This window comes from Methylorubrum sp. POS3 (genome assembly GCF_043352485.1).
GTDB classification, from domain to species: Bacteria; Pseudomonadota; Alphaproteobacteria; order Rhizobiales; family Beijerinckiaceae; genus Methylobacterium; species Methylobacterium suomiense.
In genome coordinates, this window is record NZ_JAPRBT010000001.1 from 935493 (window position 1) to 952386 (window position 16894).

General features: G+C 69.4%; 13 protein-coding genes. 4 read left to right on the forward strand and 9 right to left on the reverse strand.

The genetic code is table 11. The annotated features are described in order from the left end of the window. Positions 1–297 precede the first annotated feature (297 nt). The 8 genes from OWC43_RS04430 to OWC43_RS04465 form a co-directional block, all read right to left on the reverse strand. A complete protein-coding gene (locus OWC43_RS04430; protein ID WP_393955847.1) occupies positions 298–2967 on the reverse strand; it encodes an excinuclease ABC subunit A in 2670 nt (889 codons plus the stop codon). Between the two features lie 434 nt (positions 2968–3401). Further along, entirely contained in the window at positions 3402–5036 is a 1635-nt protein-coding gene (locus OWC43_RS04435; RefSeq protein ID WP_393955848.1) for an OFA family MFS transporter, read from the reverse strand. Between the two features lie 42 nt (positions 5037–5078). Then, the gene (locus OWC43_RS04440) at positions 5079–5768 is read right to left on the reverse strand and encodes a hypothetical protein (protein WP_393955849.1); all 690 of its coding nucleotides are present in this window, start codon (positions 5766–5768) and stop codon (positions 5079–5081) included. Positions 5769–6069: 301 nt separating this feature from the next. Beyond that, positions 6070–7218, reverse strand: coding sequence for a YncE family protein (locus tag OWC43_RS04445; protein WP_393955850.1), 1149 nt, complete (start codon positions 7216–7218; stop codon positions 6070–6072). 123 nt (positions 7219–7341) lie between these two features. After that, complete coding sequence (locus tag OWC43_RS04450) at positions 7342–8352, reverse strand: inorganic phosphate transporter (protein WP_137828787.1); 1011 nt, start codon at positions 8350–8352, stop codon at positions 7342–7344. A gap of 5 nt (positions 8353–8357) precedes the next feature. Continuing rightward, on the reverse strand, positions 8358–9014 hold the full coding sequence (locus OWC43_RS04455) for a DUF47 domain-containing protein (protein ID WP_137828788.1): 657 nt from the start codon (positions 9012–9014) through the stop codon (positions 8358–8360). 183 nt (positions 9015–9197) lie between these two features. Next, positions 9198–9755, reverse strand: coding sequence for a GNAT family N-acetyltransferase (locus tag OWC43_RS04460; RefSeq protein ID WP_393955851.1), 558 nt, complete (start codon positions 9753–9755; stop codon positions 9198–9200). Positions 9756–9906: 151 nt separating this feature from the next. Then, a complete protein-coding gene (locus tag OWC43_RS04465) occupies positions 9907–11073 on the reverse strand; it encodes a type III PLP-dependent enzyme (RefSeq protein ID WP_137828790.1) in 1167 nt (388 codons plus the stop codon). Between the two features lie 836 nt (positions 11074–11909). Between OWC43_RS04465 and OWC43_RS04470 the strand changes: the two genes are divergently transcribed. From OWC43_RS04470 to OWC43_RS04485, 4 genes are all read left to right on the forward strand, one after another. Continuing rightward, the gene (locus tag OWC43_RS04470) at positions 11910–13466 is read left to right on the forward strand and encodes a glucan biosynthesis protein (protein ID WP_393955852.1); all 1557 of its coding nucleotides are present in this window, start codon (positions 11910–11912) and stop codon (positions 13464–13466) included. Beyond that, the gene (locus OWC43_RS04475) at positions 13439–13960 is read left to right on the forward strand and encodes a GNAT family N-acetyltransferase (protein WP_393955853.1); all 522 of its coding nucleotides are present in this window, start codon (positions 13439–13441) and stop codon (positions 13958–13960) included. Before OWC43_RS04470 ends, OWC43_RS04475 begins: the two co-directional genes overlap by 28 nt. A 175-nt stretch (positions 13961–14135) precedes the next feature. Then, positions 14136–15224: an alkene reductase gene (locus tag OWC43_RS04480; RefSeq protein ID WP_393955854.1), complete on the forward strand. Its 1089-nt coding sequence runs from the start codon at positions 14136–14138 to the stop codon at positions 15222–15224. Positions 15225–15615: 391 nt separating this feature from the next. Then, on the forward strand, positions 15616–16263 hold the full coding sequence (locus OWC43_RS04485; protein WP_393955855.1) for an HAD hydrolase-like protein: 648 nt from the start codon (positions 15616–15618) through the stop codon (positions 16261–16263). Here OWC43_RS04485 and OWC43_RS04490 read toward each other — a convergent pair. After that, complete coding sequence (locus tag OWC43_RS04490) at positions 16257–16754, reverse strand: outer membrane protein assembly factor BamE (RefSeq protein ID WP_137828795.1); 498 nt, start codon at positions 16752–16754, stop codon at positions 16257–16259. The genes OWC43_RS04485 and OWC43_RS04490 overlap by 7 nt on opposite strands. Positions 16755–16894 lie beyond the last annotated feature (140 nt).

The window sequence follows — 16894 nt, forward strand, 5'->3', positions numbered from 1 at the left end:
GCTGATGAGGCCCGAGCACATCAGCGCCATCACGATCAGCGCGGCGTAGAGGTTGGCGTAGGCCGCCCAGCCTTGGGCCTATTGCAGGTACCACTCCCGACGACCTTGCCGAACATGCAACGGAGAACGCCGTAGGGGTCGACCGGATAGTGGGCCGATAACGCGAATCCCTTCGTGCTTGCCGATTAGACGCTCGCGAGCGGGGGGCCGCGTGAAGCGTCTGCTCTCGGTTCCGGAACCGATGCTCGGAGCCGTGACGCACCGAATCGACAAGGTGCGTCAGGGCCGCCGGGGCGGTCAGCTCGCGCTTGCGTAGGCTTCGAGTTCCTCCCGCAGATACGCTGCCGTGCGGCTTGCCCGCGCCTTCGCCACCACCTCGGGACGGCCGGCCGCCACAACCGTGCCGCCCAGGCCTCCGGCGCCGGGCCCCACATCGATGACGTGATCGGCGCTCGCCACGACGCGCATGTCGTGCTCGACCATGACGACCGTGTTGCCCGCATCGACCAAGCCGTTGAGCTGAAGCATCAGACGGTCCACGTCGGTCGGGTGCAGCCCGGTCGTCGGCTCGTCGAGGACGTAGAGCGTGCCCCCGCGCTGGCCCCGCTGCAATTCGGTCGCGAGCTTGATGCGCTGGGCCTCGCCGCCGGAGAGTTCGGTCGCGGGCTGGCCCAGGCGCAGATAACCGAGGCCGAGATCGCGCAGCACGGCCAGTGGGCGCAGCACGGAGGGCTCGTCCGCGAAGGCCGCGCAGGCGCGCTCGACGGTCAGCCCGAGCACGTCGGCGATCGAGAGCCCGTTCCAGGTCACCTCCAGCGTCTCGGGCGCGTAGCGGGTGCCGTGGCAGGTCGGGCAGGGAGCGTAGACGCTCGGCATGAACAGCAATTCGACGCTGACGAAGCCCTCGCCCTCGCAGGCCGGGCAGCGGCCCTTGGCGACGTTGAAGGAGAAGCGGCCGGCGTCGTAGCGGCGGCGTTGCGCCTCGGGCGTGCCGGCGAACAGCTTGCGCACGGCGTCGAACAGGCCGGTATAGGTCGCGAGGTTCGAGCGCGGCGTGCGCCCGATCGGCTTCTGATCGACCTTCACGAGGCGACGGACGCCCTCCATGCCGCCGACGATGCGCCCCTCGGTCGGGCCCGGCGCCGCGTCGAGCGGATCGTCCGGCTCGTCGTCGGTCTCGACCGGGCGCCCGAGGCGGTCGCCGACGAGTTCGAGCAGGGCTTGGCTGACGAGGCTCGACTTGCCGGAGCCCGAGATGCCGGTCACGGCGGTGAGGCAGCCGAGGGGGAACGCGGCCGAGATCCCGTTCAGGTTGTTGCGGACGATGCCTTCCAAGCGCAGCCAGCCCGAGGGTTCGCGGCGCGGGCGCCGGGGCGGCTCGGCCAGTCCGAACAGGTGCAGCCGCGTGCGCGACGCTTCGATGTCCCGAAGCCCCTCCAGCGGGCCGCTGTAGAGCACGGTGCCGCCGTGCTCGCCTGCGGCCGGGCCGACATCGACGAGCCAGTCGGCCCGGCGCATCGTGCCGATGTCGTGCTCGACGACGAACAGCGAATTGCCCGCGGCGAGGAGCCCGGCCAGCGCATTGTGCATCGCGTCGCCGTCGGCCGGGTGCAGCCCGGCGGTCGGCTCGTCGAGCACGTAGGCCACGCCGAAGAGCTGCGAGCGCAGCTGCGTCGCCAGCCGCAGGCGCTGCAGCTCGCCCGAGGACAGGGTCGTGGTGACCCGGTCGAGCGAGAGGTAGCCGAGGCCGAGTTCGGTCAGCGTCCCGATCCGGTCGACGAGGTCGGCAGCCAGCCGCTGGGCGGCGAGGCGCTTCTCGATCGAGAGATTGGGCGTCACGCGCACGTCCGGCGCGCCTTTGTGCGCCGAGGCGCCCGCAGCGGCACGTCGGGCGCGGTCCTGCCGGGCGGCGTCGCGGTCGAGCGTCGTCGGGGTGGCGTCCTCGTCGGGGAGCCGGTCCTCGGCCGCGGGCCGCATCGCCTCCGCCAAGTCGGACAGCGTCATGCGCGATAGCTCGCCGATATCGTACCCGGCGAAGGTGACCGAGAGCGCCTCGGGCTTCAGGCGCTTGCCATGGCAGGCCGGGCAATCCTCGCTCACGAGATAACGCGCGGCGCGGCGGCGCATGAGCGCACTCTGGGAGTTGGTGAAGGTTCCGAGCACGTGGCGACGGGCGCTCGTGAAGGTGCCCATGTAGCTCGGCTCCAGCCGGCGTCGGCGGGCGGCCTGCGTCTGCGCAGGGGTCAGTCCGGCATAGACCGGCTCCTGCGGCTGCTCGTCGGTGAACAGGATCCAGTCCCGCAGCGCCCGCGGCAGGTCCTTCCAGGGCGTGTCGACATCGACACCGCGGCTGACCAGGATGTCGCGCAGGTTCTGCCCGCCCCAAGCCTGCGGCCAGGCCGCAACCGCCCGCTCGCGGATCGTCAGCGAGGGGTCGGGGACCATCGAGGCTTCCGTCGCCCGATAGATCCGCCCGAGCCCGCCGCAGGACGGGCAGGCGCCCTGGGGCGTGTTGGGCGAGAAGTCCTCCGCGTAGAGCATCGGCTGGCCCGGCGGGTAGGTGCCGGCGCGCGAGTACATCATCCGTACGAGGCTCGACAGGGTGGTGACGCTGCCGACCGAGGAGCGGGCGCTCGGCGTGCCGCGTTGCTGCTGGAGGGCGACCGCGGGGGGAAGCCCCTCGATGGCGTCGACGTCGGGCACGCCGACTTGGTCGATCATTCGCCGTGCGTAGGGTGCGACCGACTCGAAGTAGCGCCTTTGCGCCTCGGCGTAGAGCGTGCCGAAGGCCAGCGATGATTTGCCGGAGCCGGAGACGCCCGTGAACACCACGAGGGCGTCGCGCGGCAGTTCTACGTCGACATCGCGCAGATTGTGCTCCCTGGCGCCCTTCACCGTGACGTAACCCGGCCGTCCCGCGCCTGATCGAGCGATCCTGACCAATTCCCTAGGCTTCGGCTGGTCCATCAATTTCCTCTCGCCGGGTCCCATCCCGCCAGCGACCGGATGTTGCGCGCAGTCTGCCTGAGCCCGGTCGCTGCTCCTCCATCGGTGTGATCAGCCTTCGCATCACCGGATCGTCAATGGGTTTGAGCGAGCCGTGCATGCGGCCCTCTCGAGACACTTGCCCGCTCTGTGCCCGGTTCGGCAGGGGCTCCACTCCGAGAGGCCGTCCGGCTCTCGAACGCCGACGAGCGCCACGTTAGAGCGCCATTGAACTCAATTGAGGCCGTTCGCCCTAAGCGACGCCTCCGTCTGTCGAGGTAACTCCAGATGGTGTCGGCTGGCCGGCGTGGTACCTGGATCGATCCTACGTGTGATGCCGGACGGACGAGCCATCAGGGCACAAACCAAAGCATCACCGACCCGCCGGCAACCTGCCGGCGGGTCGCAGGCACGGGTCAGTGCAACAGGATCGCCGCCTTCTGGATGGTGATCAGCACGCCGGCCGCGAGCGGCAGGCCGACGGCGGCCCAGGCCAGCACGACGAGAGCCGGCGCGGACGTGCGCTCGGCCATCGGCGTGGCGGCGAGCGCACCCTGCGCCTCGGGGCCGGTGGCCACGGGCGCCGTCTCCTCCGCCATGTAATGCCGGGCCGCCACCGGGCGGATCAGCAGGTTGCAGATCAGGCCCAGCACCAAGAGCCCGGCGAGGATGTACATGGTCTGATTGTAGGCCTGCGCGTTGGGGAGACCCGCCGCTAGCTGGTATTCCCGCAGATAGTTCACCAGCACCGGGCCGAGGATGCCCGCGGTCGCCCAGGCGGTCAGCAGCCGGCCGTGGATCGCGCCGACCATCTTGGTCCCGAACATGTCGGCGAGGTAGGCCGGCACCGTCGCGAAGCCGCCGCCATACATCGAGATGATGACGCCCATGGCGAGCACGAAGAGCAGCGTCGTGCCAAGCCCCGCCAGCGTCGGCACTGCGGCGTAGAGCACCATACCGAGCAGGAAGAAGATTGCGAAGGTGAGCTTACGACCGAGCCGGTCCGAGGAGGTCGCCCAGAGGAAGCGCCCGCCGATGTTGCACAGGCTAAGCAGCCCGGTGAAGCCGGCAGCGATCGCTGCGATCTGCGCCTTCTGCGCGGCTTCGAGCTGACCGAAGGGCACGTCGAGGCCGAGGAGACGGCCGCCGAACACCTCCTGCAGCATCGGCGAGGCCATGCCGATGACGCCGATACCAGCCGAGACGTTGAGGCAGAGCGCGGCCCAGATCAGCCAGAATTGCGGCGTGCGCGTCGCGACGCCGAGATCGACGTTGCGCGACGAGACCATCGCGCTTTTGGCGGTCGCGGGCGGGGTCCAGCCCGCGGGCTTCCAGCCCTCCCGCGGCACCCTATAGCCCAGCGCCCCGGCCGTCATGAACATGGCGTAGATGACGGCCATCGCCACGAAGGTCTGCCACACGCCCACCGAGGTCGGGCTCGCGAACTGGCGCATCAGCCAGTCGGCCAGCGGCGCGCCGATCATCGCGCCGCCGCCGAATCCCATGATCGCCATGCCGGTGGCCATGCCGCGCCGGTCGGGGAACCACTTGATCAGCGTCGAGACCGGCGAGATGTACCCGAGCCCGAGACCGATGCCGCCGATCACGCCGGAGCCAAGCCACAGCATCCAGAGCTGGTGCCAGTAGACGCCGAGTGCGGAGATCAGAAGGCCGCCGCACCAGCACAGGGCCGAGACCAGGCCGGCCTTGCGCGGCCCGGCGCGCTCCAGCCAGCCGCCCCAGACCGCCGCGGAGCAGCCGAGCAGCACGAAGAAGAGCGTGTACATCCAGCCGAGCTGGCTGATCTTCCAGTCGCAGTTCGAAGCGACGAGACCGGCGAGGAAGCCCATCTCGGCCGGGCAGGCAACCGGCTGGGTGATGCCGACGGCGCGCGAGAGCGGCAGCCAGAACACGCTGAAGCCGTAGGCCATGCCGATGCAGAGGTGGATCGCCAACGCCGCCGGCGGTACCAGCCAACGATTGAAGCTCGGCGCGGCGACCGTGCGCTCGCGACTGAGAAAGCCTGGGCCCGCTGCGAGACTGACCGACATGTGTCCTCCTGGCGTATGTTCTCGGGTGCGGTCTCTGCCGCATCACGAGACACCCGTGAGCAATGTCCAAGCCAGACTATCAATTCCGATTTTATGAAATATATCCAACATCTTAAAAGATTTCGCGAGACGCTGCTCACGGACATTTTGTCCATCACTAGATGTTGTCCCGGGGTGGGATTTGGACATTTCGACCGCCGACCGTGCCGCCCGGCCGCGTCGGATTCGCGTGCGATCGCTCCGACCAACGGCGTGCGCCTCTCTGGTTCGACCCGCGTGATCATGAAGCCGATGCAACGTCTTGTGACGATGAGCATGAGGTAGGTCGCAGCCGCGGAGCCCCGGCCCAAGCAGCTCACTGACCCGTAACAGATCGCTGGTCGAGGCCTCAAAATGGATCGGGCCGAAACTGCCGAGCCCGAACCGCCACTCGATGTCGCGCGCGATCTTCGTCGCTCGCGCGAGATCCGACCCCGATCCCAAGCCGACTGCGATCGAACCGGTATCGAACGCAATCTCCTCCGCCACGCGTCCGACCAGTGCAATTTCGAGGATGGCATCGAGTTGCGGCAGTGTCGCATCGCCGCCGATCGCGAGCTCCAGCATCAACTCGCTTCCGCCGTCGTGGATGGAGAGATCGATGATGGACCCGATGTCGAGCGCGCGGCTGACGACCGCATGACTAAATTCGTGGATCGCGGCGCGGTGAGGGGCCGCATCCGTCGGTGGCACGCGCCCCTGCCGGATTTCGGCCAGGATGTCGTCGAGGACGCGTGCGCGCGCCTGCCGCCTTGCCGCGCTTCGGGCACGCCACGCGCTACGACCGCTCGGCGACCAATGATTTTGCCGCCGTTGGCCTCGCCGCAACCGTCAGCGACTGGTTGTGAGTCCTGAGCCTACAGCCCGCGAAACCTGTCACGCAAACAAGAAATGCTCAGTGTCTGTCTCGGCCATACGGATGCTGACGCGTTTTGCGTGATTTTTTAACGGAGGGCGTACCTTCGGCGGTGCGGAATGCCCGCGACACTCCCTCTCAAGGCCTGCCGCGCAGGGAGGCCGGCTGGCCCGGCAGTGTGAGGCGGAAGCCCGTATCCCGGATCGCATCCCCCTCGATGCGGTACACGCCGAGACTGCGATCGGTGTAGTTGCCGATATAGACGTATTCCCCGCTCGGATCGAAGGCGATGCCCTGGACCACGGCACCGGCCGGGGCCTCGCCGAGGAAGCGCAGCCGTCCCTCGGGCCGGATCGCCACCAGCACGGCGGCGCTGCCGGGCGTGTAGGCGGGGCTCGCCTGTGCCGCCGCGGAACCCTTCACGACGGCGATGGCCGCATGACGCCCGTCCGGGCTGATCGCGAGGGTCTCGGCGGTATCGCCGACCCCGAGGTGATCGAGCACAACCGGCCGCGCGGGGTCGGTCCGGATCAGCGCGACGGTGTCGGCATGGCCGTCGCTCGGCGCGGGGCCGGTGTTGCCGGAGAGCGCGAAGGCCCCGTCCGGCGTCACCTCCAGGCCGTAGGTGCCAGGCCCCACCGGCATGTCGAGGGCGGGATCGTAGCGCCACTGTCCGTCCGTGAGGGTGAGGACGCCGATCGTGCCGGACTTGTTCTTGGCCACATAGGCGCGCCGTCCATCCGGCGTCAGGGCCACGGCGGCGGCCTCCGCCCCGACATCCACCTCGGCCACGACGCGCACGGTCCGATCACCGATCGCCAGGACCGACACGCTGCGGCCCTCCCGGTTGGCCACCAGCGCGACACCGCCGGCTCTGGCGATCGCCAGACCCGAGGGCTGCCGGCCGACGCGGATCGTCTCGATCAGCACCGGCGGCTCGGCCGCGAGATCGACCACGTGCAGGCGGTCATCGGCCTGCGCCCACCAGTTCTCGCCCTCCTGCCGCATGGTCACGGGGCTGGTGATCAGGCCGAAGCGGCCGTCCGGTGTGATCTGCAGGTTGGTCGGCGGCCCGTAGACCGAGGTGTCGAGCCCCAGCACGTGGGCGAGACGCGGCCGAGCCGGATCCGAGATGTCGATGACGGCGAGCCCGTCATGCCCGTTCGGCCCGTTCACGGAGCCCTCGGGCCGGAAGAACGTCTTTCCGTCGAGGCCCGCGATCAGGAAGGCCCGCCCCTCCGCGGCCCGGGATTCCCCGGCCAGCAGAAGGACCGAGAGCAGGCCCATGGCCCAGAATCCGCCGCCCCGCATCGCTTCCCCCTGCCGGCCCGCCGGAACAGTCTTCTCCCTGTCTTTGTGCCGGCCTGCGGCCCGACCGTCGACCGCCGCGCCTTGCGGCACCGCGACGCCTCAAGGCGCGACGAGCGTCGTGAGCAGATAGCAGCCCGCGGCGATTCCCGCGGCGGCCGGCAGGGTGACCACCCAGGCGATCACGATGTTGCCGGCCACGCCCCAGCGTACCGCCGAGGCGCGCCGCGCCGCGCCGACACCGACGATGGCCCCCGTGATGGTGTGGGTCGTCGAGACCGGCACACCGAGCCAGGTGGCGAGGAACAGGGTGATGGCGCCGCCGGTCTCGGCGCAGAAGCCCTGCATCGGGTTGAGCCGGGTGATGCGCGAGCCCATCGTGTGCACGATGCGCCAGCCGCCCGAGAGGGTGCCTAGTGCCATCGCGGATTGGCAGGCCAGCACCACCCAGAGCGGGACGTGGAAGTCGTTCCCGAGATGCCCCTGCGCGTAGAGCAGCACCGCGATGATGCCCATCGTCTTCTGGGCGTCGTTGCCGCCATGCCCGAGCGAGTAGAGCGAGGCCGAGACGAATTGCAGCCCGCGAAACGTGCGATCCACCCCGAACGGCGTCGCCCGCACGCAGGCCCACGACACGGCGAGAACGAGCAGCAGCGCCAGAATGAAGCCCAGCAGCGGCGAGAGCACGATGGCCGCCACGGTCTTGCCGAGACCGGACCAGACGACGACGCTCGGACCCGCCTTGGTGATGCCGGCGCCGACGAGGCCGCCGATCAGGGCGTGCGAAGAGCTCGACGGAATTCCGAAGATCCAGGTCGCCACGTTCCAGACGATGGCGCCGATCAGCGCGCTGAGGATCACCTGCGGATCGACGATGCCGGCATCGACGATCCCCGTGCCGAGCGTCTGCGCCACGTGCAGGCCGAAGAACAGGAACGCGATGAAGTTGAAGAAGGCCGCCCAGAGCACCGCGTATTGCGGGCGCAACACGCGGGTCGAGACGATGGTGGCAATCGAGTTCGCCGCGTCGTGCAGGCCGTTGAGGAAATCGAAGAGCAGTGCGATCCCGATGAGGGCGATCAGGTAGGGCAGCGCGAGCGTGGCGGTGTCCATGCGCGTCACACGTTCTCGATCACGATGCCGCTGATCTCGTTGGCGACATCTTCGAAGCGATCGACGACGTCCTCCAGATGTCCGTAGATCTCGGCCCCAATGATGTAGGCCATAGCGTCGCCGTCCCCGCCATCCTGGCGATGGGCTTGGTAGAGGCGCTTCAGGCCGCGCTGCTCGAGGTCGTCGGAGCGACCCTCGACTCGGGTGATCGCTTCGGTGATCTGGTTGATGCGGGCCGCGTGGGTGCCGACGGCGCTGAGCAACGGCACCACTTCGACGGTGAGCCGCGCGGCCTCGACGACCGTGCCGCCCATCTCCTGCATCAGCGGATCGAACGACCGCAATTCGTAGAGCTGGATCGCCTTGACCGTCTTGTTCATCTGGTCGACGGCGTCGTCCATCGACTGGATCAAGTCCTTGATGTCACCGCGGTCGAAGGGGGTGATGAAACTGCGGCGCACGGCGAGCAGAACCTCGGCGGTGATCGCGTCGGCCTCGCGTTCCTGTTCGACGACGGTCTGGCAATGGCGCGACACGTCGTTTCCACCCTGCAACACGCCGTGCAGTGCCTCGGCGGCGGCGATCAGGGTGTGAGAGTGACGCTCGAAGAGGTCGAAGAAGCGATCCTCTCGCGGCATCAAAGCGCGAAACCAGCCCAGCATTCCCGACCTGCGCCTCCGGCGACCCTGGGGCCACCATATAGAAGCCGGCTAACGTCGAGCGAGGGGTGGGATTCGGTGCGGATCCGGTGGCTCCGCAATGCGGAGCCCCACGACGCCGGGAAGGGGCGGAGCGAAGCCCTGCCGCCCGCCCGAAGCTCCGTCGCTCAGGCCGACGGCGCGGTCTCAAGCGGCCTGTCGTCGTGCCGCGATTCCGGCGGCCTCGGCAGCGATCTCCGGCAGGGGGGCGAGGCGACCGGTGGCGTGCAGCACGCCCAGGGCGCCGTCGAGGGCACCCGGCGCGAGATCGAGCCCGAGGAAGCGCGCGCGCTCGAACGGGCCGGGCATCGCGAGTTCGGCCACCCGTTCCGGCGCGAAGCCGAAGCGGGCGTAATAGGGCGCATCGCCCACGAGCAGCACGGCGCCGTGGCCGAGATCGGCCGCGCGGGTGAGCGCCCTGCGCATCAGGGCGCCGCCGAGGCCTACGCCCTGGAGAGCCGGATCGACCGCGAGCGGGCCGAGCAGCAAAGCCGGACGGCCGCAGCCGGTCGCGACGTCCCACAAGCGAACGGTGCCGACGAGGGTTTCGCCGCGCGTCGCGGTCAGGGCGAGGCCCTGCGCGGGCAGACGGCCCTCGCGCAGGCGCTGCGAGGTCTTCAGGACGCGTGCCGGGCCGAAACAGGCATCGAGCAGGCGCTCGCGCGCGGCGACGTCCGAGGCGATCTCATCACGGATCTGGATCATGGCCGTACCCTCCCAAACTCGCCGTTCGGCGGGAAGAAACAGCCCTCGCACCTGCGCGGGGCGCAGGCCGTCCGGGACACGTCGATGGCGCGTCCCGTGGGACGCGCGGGCTTTCTGACGCGGAACGCGTGAACGGAGGCTGAGCGCGGGCTCAGATCACGATCTGCTCGAGGGGCGGGAAGCCGTTGAAGGCCACCGCCGCGTAGGTCGTGGTGTAGGCGCCCGTGCCCTCGATCCACACCTTGTCGCCGATCGAGAGCGAGACCGGCAGCGGGTAGTGGTTCTTCTCGTAGAGCACATCGACCGAGTCGCAGGTCGGACCGGCGACGACGCAGGGGCTCATACGGTCCTCGTCGTGGTCGGTTCGGATGGCGTAGCGGATCGACTCGTCCATGGTCTCGGCGAGACCGCCGAACTTGCCGATATCGAGATAGACCCAGCGCACCTCGTCCTCGGCCTCGGACTTCCGGGAGACCAGCACCACCTCCGCCTCGATCAGCCCGGCATTGCCGACCATGCCCCGGCCCGGCTCGATGATGGTCTCGGGAATCCGGTTGCCGAAATGCTTGGTGAGCGCGCGGAAGATCGCGTCGCCGTAGGATTCCACGCCCGGCACCGCCTTGAGGTACTTGGTCGGGAAGCCGCCGCCGAGATTGACCATCGACAGGCTGATGCCGCGGAGCGCGCATTCCTGGAAGATCATCGACGCGGAGGCGAGCGCCCCGTCCCAGGCTTCCGTGTTGGCCTGCTGCGAGCCGACATGGAACGAGACGCCGTAGGCATGCAGCCCGTGCCGGTGGGCGTGCTCCAGCACGTTCACCGCCATCTCCGGCTCGCAGCCGAACTTGCGCGAGAGGGGCCAATCCGCGCCCGCGCCGTCGCACAGGATGCGGCAGAAGACCTGCACGTCGGCGGCCGTCACGCCGGCCTCACCGGCGGCGCGGACGATCTTCTCCACCTCGGCCTGGCAATCGACGGCGAAGAGCCGGATGCCGAGCTTCAGCGCGCGCACGACGTCGCGCTCCTTCTTGATGGTGTTGCCGAAGGAGATGCGCTCGGCCGTAGCACCGGCGGCGAGCGCCATCTCGATCTCGGCGACCGAGGCGGTGTCGAAGCAGGAGCCCATCTCGGCGAGCAGGCGCAGCACCTCCGGGGCCGGGTTCGCCTTCACGGCGTAGAACACGCGGGTATCCGGCAGGGCGCGGGCGAACTGCGAGAAGTTTTCGCGCACGACCTCAAGGTCGAGCACCATCACCGGACCCTCGTCGCGGCCGAGGTCACGGCGCGCGCGCAGGTAATCGCGGATGCGATCGGTCATCGGTCGTCCCCACCACAGGTTCGAGGCGCCATCCGTGGGCGCGAGATCGAATCGAGACGACCCGTCGGGATCGTCGGCGTCAGGGGGCGATGCGTCGCGTCCGTCCACGCGCTTTGGAGACGCGGGATCGGCCACGAGTGCAGAGCACCCGGAAGCTGCCGTGGATTGGATGGGGAAACCCCAACCGCACGCCGGGCAAGGAGAAACAAGCCTCTTCGGTGTCGGCCTTTGGAGGGCCGACGAGACCAAAAAAGCCCGTTCGTCGTTGCTTTAAGCTGCGTCCCCCGTGGAGAGCGGGGTTCGCCGGTTTCGCCTCCGGCTGCCGGTTGTTGTTAGGGTCTGGTGTTGCCACCCGGATGCCGGCCGTAGGGATCCACCCCTTGCGACCATCGATCCTTTAAGACCCCTGGCGGCTGTCCGGCAGTTGACCGGATGCCCACCAACCGGCACGCGGCCACAGGCACGTGCGAAATTGGGCGAGGCGGATATACGCAGCGCAGCGGGGTGAAACAAGTGGCTTCCCACACCTTTAGCCGGCGTTTCCCCACAGCCTCACGCGATTGTGGCCGGCCCGCATCAGTCGGTGTTTCGCCGCTGGGCTCACGCGTCGGCGGCCACATCCCACGGCTCAGAGCCTCGCGCTCCGCTCGACGGCGGGGCAGAGCCGACGCTGCTGCGGCGCTCGCCCGAACATCGGCGCTGCCGCCCGATCCATGGGCATGGCCCCGCAGCGTTCGGTAGCAGCCCTTTCCAAGGACGCGCGGACGGTCCATTGAACCGGGCCGAAGCTTGGCCCGCATCGTCATACGGGCCGACATGCCGAGCTGCAGGGAGTCATGACCGAGCCGTCCCGCCGCGCCGTCGTCTCAGGCCTCGCCGCCGGCTTGGCCGGTCTTCCCATCACCGCTCTGGGGCAGGCACGGCCCTTCAGCTTCGCCACGGTCGAGGACGAGGCCCGAAGCCTCGCCGCCGCGCCCTACGACGCGACCGTGCCGCCCCTGCCCGACATCTTGGCCAAACTCGATTACGACGCGTGGCGCGACATCCGCTTCCGGCCGGACCGCGCCTTCCGGGTCGGCGCCGACGGGCGCTTCCGGCTGCAGCTGTTTCATCTCGGCTTCCTGTATCCGCGCCCGGTGGCGGTCAGTCTCGTGCGCGACGGAACCGCGACCCCGATCACGTACGATCCGGCCCTGTTCGATTTCGGACGGACCAAACTCGACGCGCCGCTGCCGGGCGATCTCGGCTTTGCCGGCATTCGCCTCCACACCGCCCTCAACCGTCCCGACGTGATCGACGAGCTGATCGTCTTCGTCGGCGCGAGCTACTTCCGCTTCCTCGGCCAGGACCAGCTCTACGGCCTCTCGGCGCGCGCCCTGGCGGTGAACACAGAGGCCGCGGGCGGGCCCGAGGAATTCCCGGTCTTCCGCGCATTCTGGATCGAGGCGGACGGCGAGCCGGGCACCTGCACGATCCACGCGCTTCTCGACGGGCCGTCGCAGGCGGGCGCCTACCGCTTCATCGTACGGCCGGGCGCGCAGACCACGGTATCGGTGACCGCGACGCTGTTCCCGCGTCGGCCGCTGGCCAATGCCGGCCTCGCGCCGCTCACGTCCATGTACTTCATCGGCGAGACCGACCGGGGACACAGCGACGATTACCGGCCCGAACTGCACGATTCGGACGGTCTCCAGATCGCGGCGGGCTCCGGCGAGTGGCTCTGGCGGCCGCTGGACAATCCAGGGGGACGACGGATCTCCACGTTCTCCATCGCCTCGCCGCGGGGCTTCGGCCTGATGCAGCGCGACCGATCGTTTGCCAGCTATCAAGATCTTGAGGCGGGTTACGAACGCCGCCCCGGCTACTTCGTCGAACCCGAGGGCGATTGGGGCGAGGGCAGCGTCGTCCTGATGGAGTTGCCGACCGACAACGAGACCGCCGACAACATCGTCGCCTTCTGGCGACCGAAGATTCCCTTCCCGCCCGGTAAGCCGGCACGCTTCGCCTACCGGATCCGAGCGATCGGCGCCGGCGATCTCCATCCCAACGGTCAGGTGGTCAACACCTTCCTGGCCACCCCTGCCGCCAGCGGCGCCCCGCGCAAGGAGGGCGATCCGGATGGCCGCCTCGCCCGTCGCTTCCTCATCGATTTCGGCGGGGGCAGTCTGGATCGGCGTGCCGCAGGAGCCCCGCCGCCGGAGGTCGTGGCGAGCGCGAGCCTCGGGCGCATCGTCGCCACCTCGATCGTGCCGAACCCGCATATCGGCGGTTTCCGCGTCGCCGTCGACATACGCCTCGATGCCCCGGGGACGACGGAGTTGCGGGCCTTCCTGCGCGACAAGGGAGGCGAGGCGCTGACCGAGACATGGACCTTCCCCTGGAGCGCCGCGTGAGCCGCAACGGCCATGCCCCCGCCGAGCTCGACGTGACGATCCGGCCGGCCCGGCTCGCCGATCTCGATGCCCTAGTGGCCCTGGAACACGCGGCCTTCGCCACCGACCGGGCCGAGCGTCGGGCGATCCGCCATGCTCTCGGCTCGCCCAGCATGAGCCTGCTGGCGGCGGTCGCGCAGGATGCGGGCGAGGAGATCCTCGTCGGCGCCGCGACCCTGGAGCGGCGGCGCACGAGCCTCGTCGCCCGGCTCTCCTCGATCGCCGTCTCGCCCGCGCGGGCCGGCCACGGCCTCGGCAGCCTCCTGCTCGACGCGGCCGAGACCGATACCCTCGACCACGACCGCAGACGCCTGCGCCTGGAGGTGCGGGCCGACAACGGAGCCGGCATCCGCCTCTACGAGCGGCACGGTTACACCCGCTACGGCACCAAGCCCGACTATTACGAAGATGGCATGGAAGCGTGGTGCTACGAGAAGGTGTTGGCCCCGCGCTGAAGCGGCGCAGGGGGAACCGCCCATCAGGATCGGGCTTTCATCCCCATTCACGCTGCACGGCAACCGACAACGTGCGCCAGCGCACTGGCATCCCTCACCGATGGGGCCACGTTGCGGGTATCTACCCGCGTCCCCGGCTGCCCGCCGGTGTCGTCCTTGATTCAAAGAGAGCCGAATGCCGAATCTGTTCGACCCGATCACCCTCGGTGCCATCGAGCTGCCGAACCGCATCCTCATGGCGCCGCTGACCCGCGGTCGCTCCACCCGCACCCACGTGCCCACCCCGCTGATGGCCGAGTACTACGCCCAGCGCGCGGGTGCCGGCCTCATCATCTCCGAAGCCACCGGCATCAGTCAGGAAGGGCTCGGCTGGCCCTACGCCCCGGGCATCTGGTCGGACGAGCAGGTCGAGGCCTGGAAGCCGATCGTGAAGGCGGTCCACGATGCCGGTGGACGCATCGTCTCGCAGCTCTGGCACATGGGCTACCTCGTCCATCCGGATTTCCTGGGCGGCGAACCGCCGGTCTCAGCCTCGGAGGCGACGGCACCGGACGAGGCGCATACCTACGAGGGCAAGAAGCCCTACGGAAAGGCCCGCGCCCTGCGTGAGGACGAGATCCCGCGCCTCATTGCCGATTACGAGCGCGCCGCCCGCAACGCCGTGGCGGCAGGCTTCGACGGTGTGCAGATCCACGCGGCCAACGGCTACCTTCTCGACGAGTTCATCCGGGACGGCGTCAACAAGCGCTCCGACCGCTACGGCGGCTCGGTCGAGAACCGGGTGCGGCTGGTGACCAAGGTGGCCCAGGCCGTCGCCGGCGTCGTCGGCGCCGAGCGCACCGGCATTCGCTTCTCGCCCAACGGGGCCATCCAGGGCGTGGATGATTCGAACCCGCACGAGACCTTCGGCCTCGCCGCCGAGATGATGGAGCGTGTCGGCCTCGCCTTCATCGAGATGCGCGAGCCCGGACCCGACGGTACCTTCGGCAAGGCATCGGTGGCGCCCGTCGCCCCGGTCGTGAAGGAGCGCTTCGGCGGTCCGGTGATCCTCAACTGCGACTATGACGGTCCGCGCGCGCAGGCGGCGGTGGAATCGGGCGAGGCCGACGCCATCGCCTTCGGCCGCCCCTACATCGCCAACCCGGACCTGCCGGAGCGCATCGCCAAGGGTCTGCCCTTCGCCAAGGACGACATCAAGACCTGGTACAGCCAGGGCCCGGAGGGCTATGTCGACTACCCGACGCTCGGGAAGCAGGCCGCCTAAGCACCCCGGATCGGTGGATCGAATGGACGGCCCCGCGCGAGCGGGGCCGTTTTTTGTCGGCTGGGAGCATTGTCTTGCACGGCGCCCTCGCCGAGGCGGCCCCCGCTTCGCCCAAGGCTCGACGTGCCCTCCCGGTGCGAACCCGTGGGCATGCTCCCCGCGGCTTGCCGGATCGAGCCAGCAGAGTCCCGGGCACGACGGACAGTCCAGCGAGGCACGGAAGGCCCCGTGCGGAGAGCGACAACATGGGACGGACCTTCCGAAGAGACAGCTCTGCGCCCGAGGGGATCGCCGCATGGCGAGGCGCATCCGATCACGCGGCAACACCGGGCGCGGTGGACCGGGGGTCGTGTCCGCGCCGCCGGCAGCCCATCCGTCATAGGCCGTTCGCGTGAGCCATCCCCCCTATCGCCTCGTCGCCTTCGATTTCGACGGGACCCTCGCCGACACCTTCCCCTGGTTCTGTTCGGTGCTGAACGGGGTGGCGGACCGCTACCGCTTCCGCAGGGTCGAGGCCGACGCGGTCGAGCGGTTGCGGATGTTGGGCGCCCGCGCGATCATCGCGGAGCTCGGCATCCCGGCCTGGAAGGTGCCGCTGATCGCCCGGCACATGCGCGGGCTCGCCGCGCGCCACGCCGAGGCGATCGCCCTGTTTCCCGGCGTGCCGGCGATGCTCGACGCGATCGATGCGGCGGGGATCGGGCTCGCGGTGGTCAGTTCCAACGGCGAGGCGACCGTGCGCCGGGCGCTCGGGTCATCGGGCATCGGCATCCGCCACTATGCCTGCGGCGCCTCGCTTTTCGGCAAGGCACGCCATCTGCGCGCGGTCGCACGGGCGGCAGGGATCACGCCGGAACGGATGCTGGCGGTGGGCGACGAGATTCGCGACGCCGAGGCCGCCGCCGAGGCGGGCTGCGCGTTCGGCGCCGTCGCCTGGGGTTACTCGGCGCCCGCTGCGCTTGCAGCCCGGGCGCCGGCCCATCTGTTCGGAGGGCCCGACGACATCGTCCGGGCCCTGACCGGCGCAGCGGCCTACTGACCGGCGCGGGCGCCGGGGACGATCGAGGTGCCGGCGCCGCTTCCGAACGGCTCGTAGCGGGTCAGACCGCGGAAGAGCTGGCTGAGGAAGGCGCGGTCGGCACCGCTCGACGGGGTCCTGCGCTCGATGAAGTCGAAGACGCGTCCATCCTGCAGGCCGTAGAGCGCCACGCGCTCCACCTTCATGCCGGGATTGAAGTAGACCGCCGTCACCTTCTGATCCTGCACCTGCTCACCGAGGAACAGCACCGTGCGGCTCGTGGTTTGGCTGATATAGTACCAGGACTTGTTGCCGACCGTGGAGACGGTCGAGGGCGTGCCGAGGATCTGCAGCACCTGCTCGGCGCTCATCCCCGGCTTGACGGTCGCGAGGGCGGCCTGGTCGATCTGGTAGCCGTGGCGGATTTCCTCGCCGATGCAGCCCGAGACGCCGAGCGCGATCGTGCCGAGAACAGCCACGCGGGCGAGCGACGAGACGAGACGGCGCGACATCGGCCCCCCTGTTTCCATCATGCGGGACGGGTCCGCGGCACGATTTCGCTCGTGCGTCTTCGGACTTGCACCCTGGTCGAGGGTTGCCGTACCGCGGTGATATGGCTTTGACAAGGCAAGCTCGGCCACAGGCCAGGCCG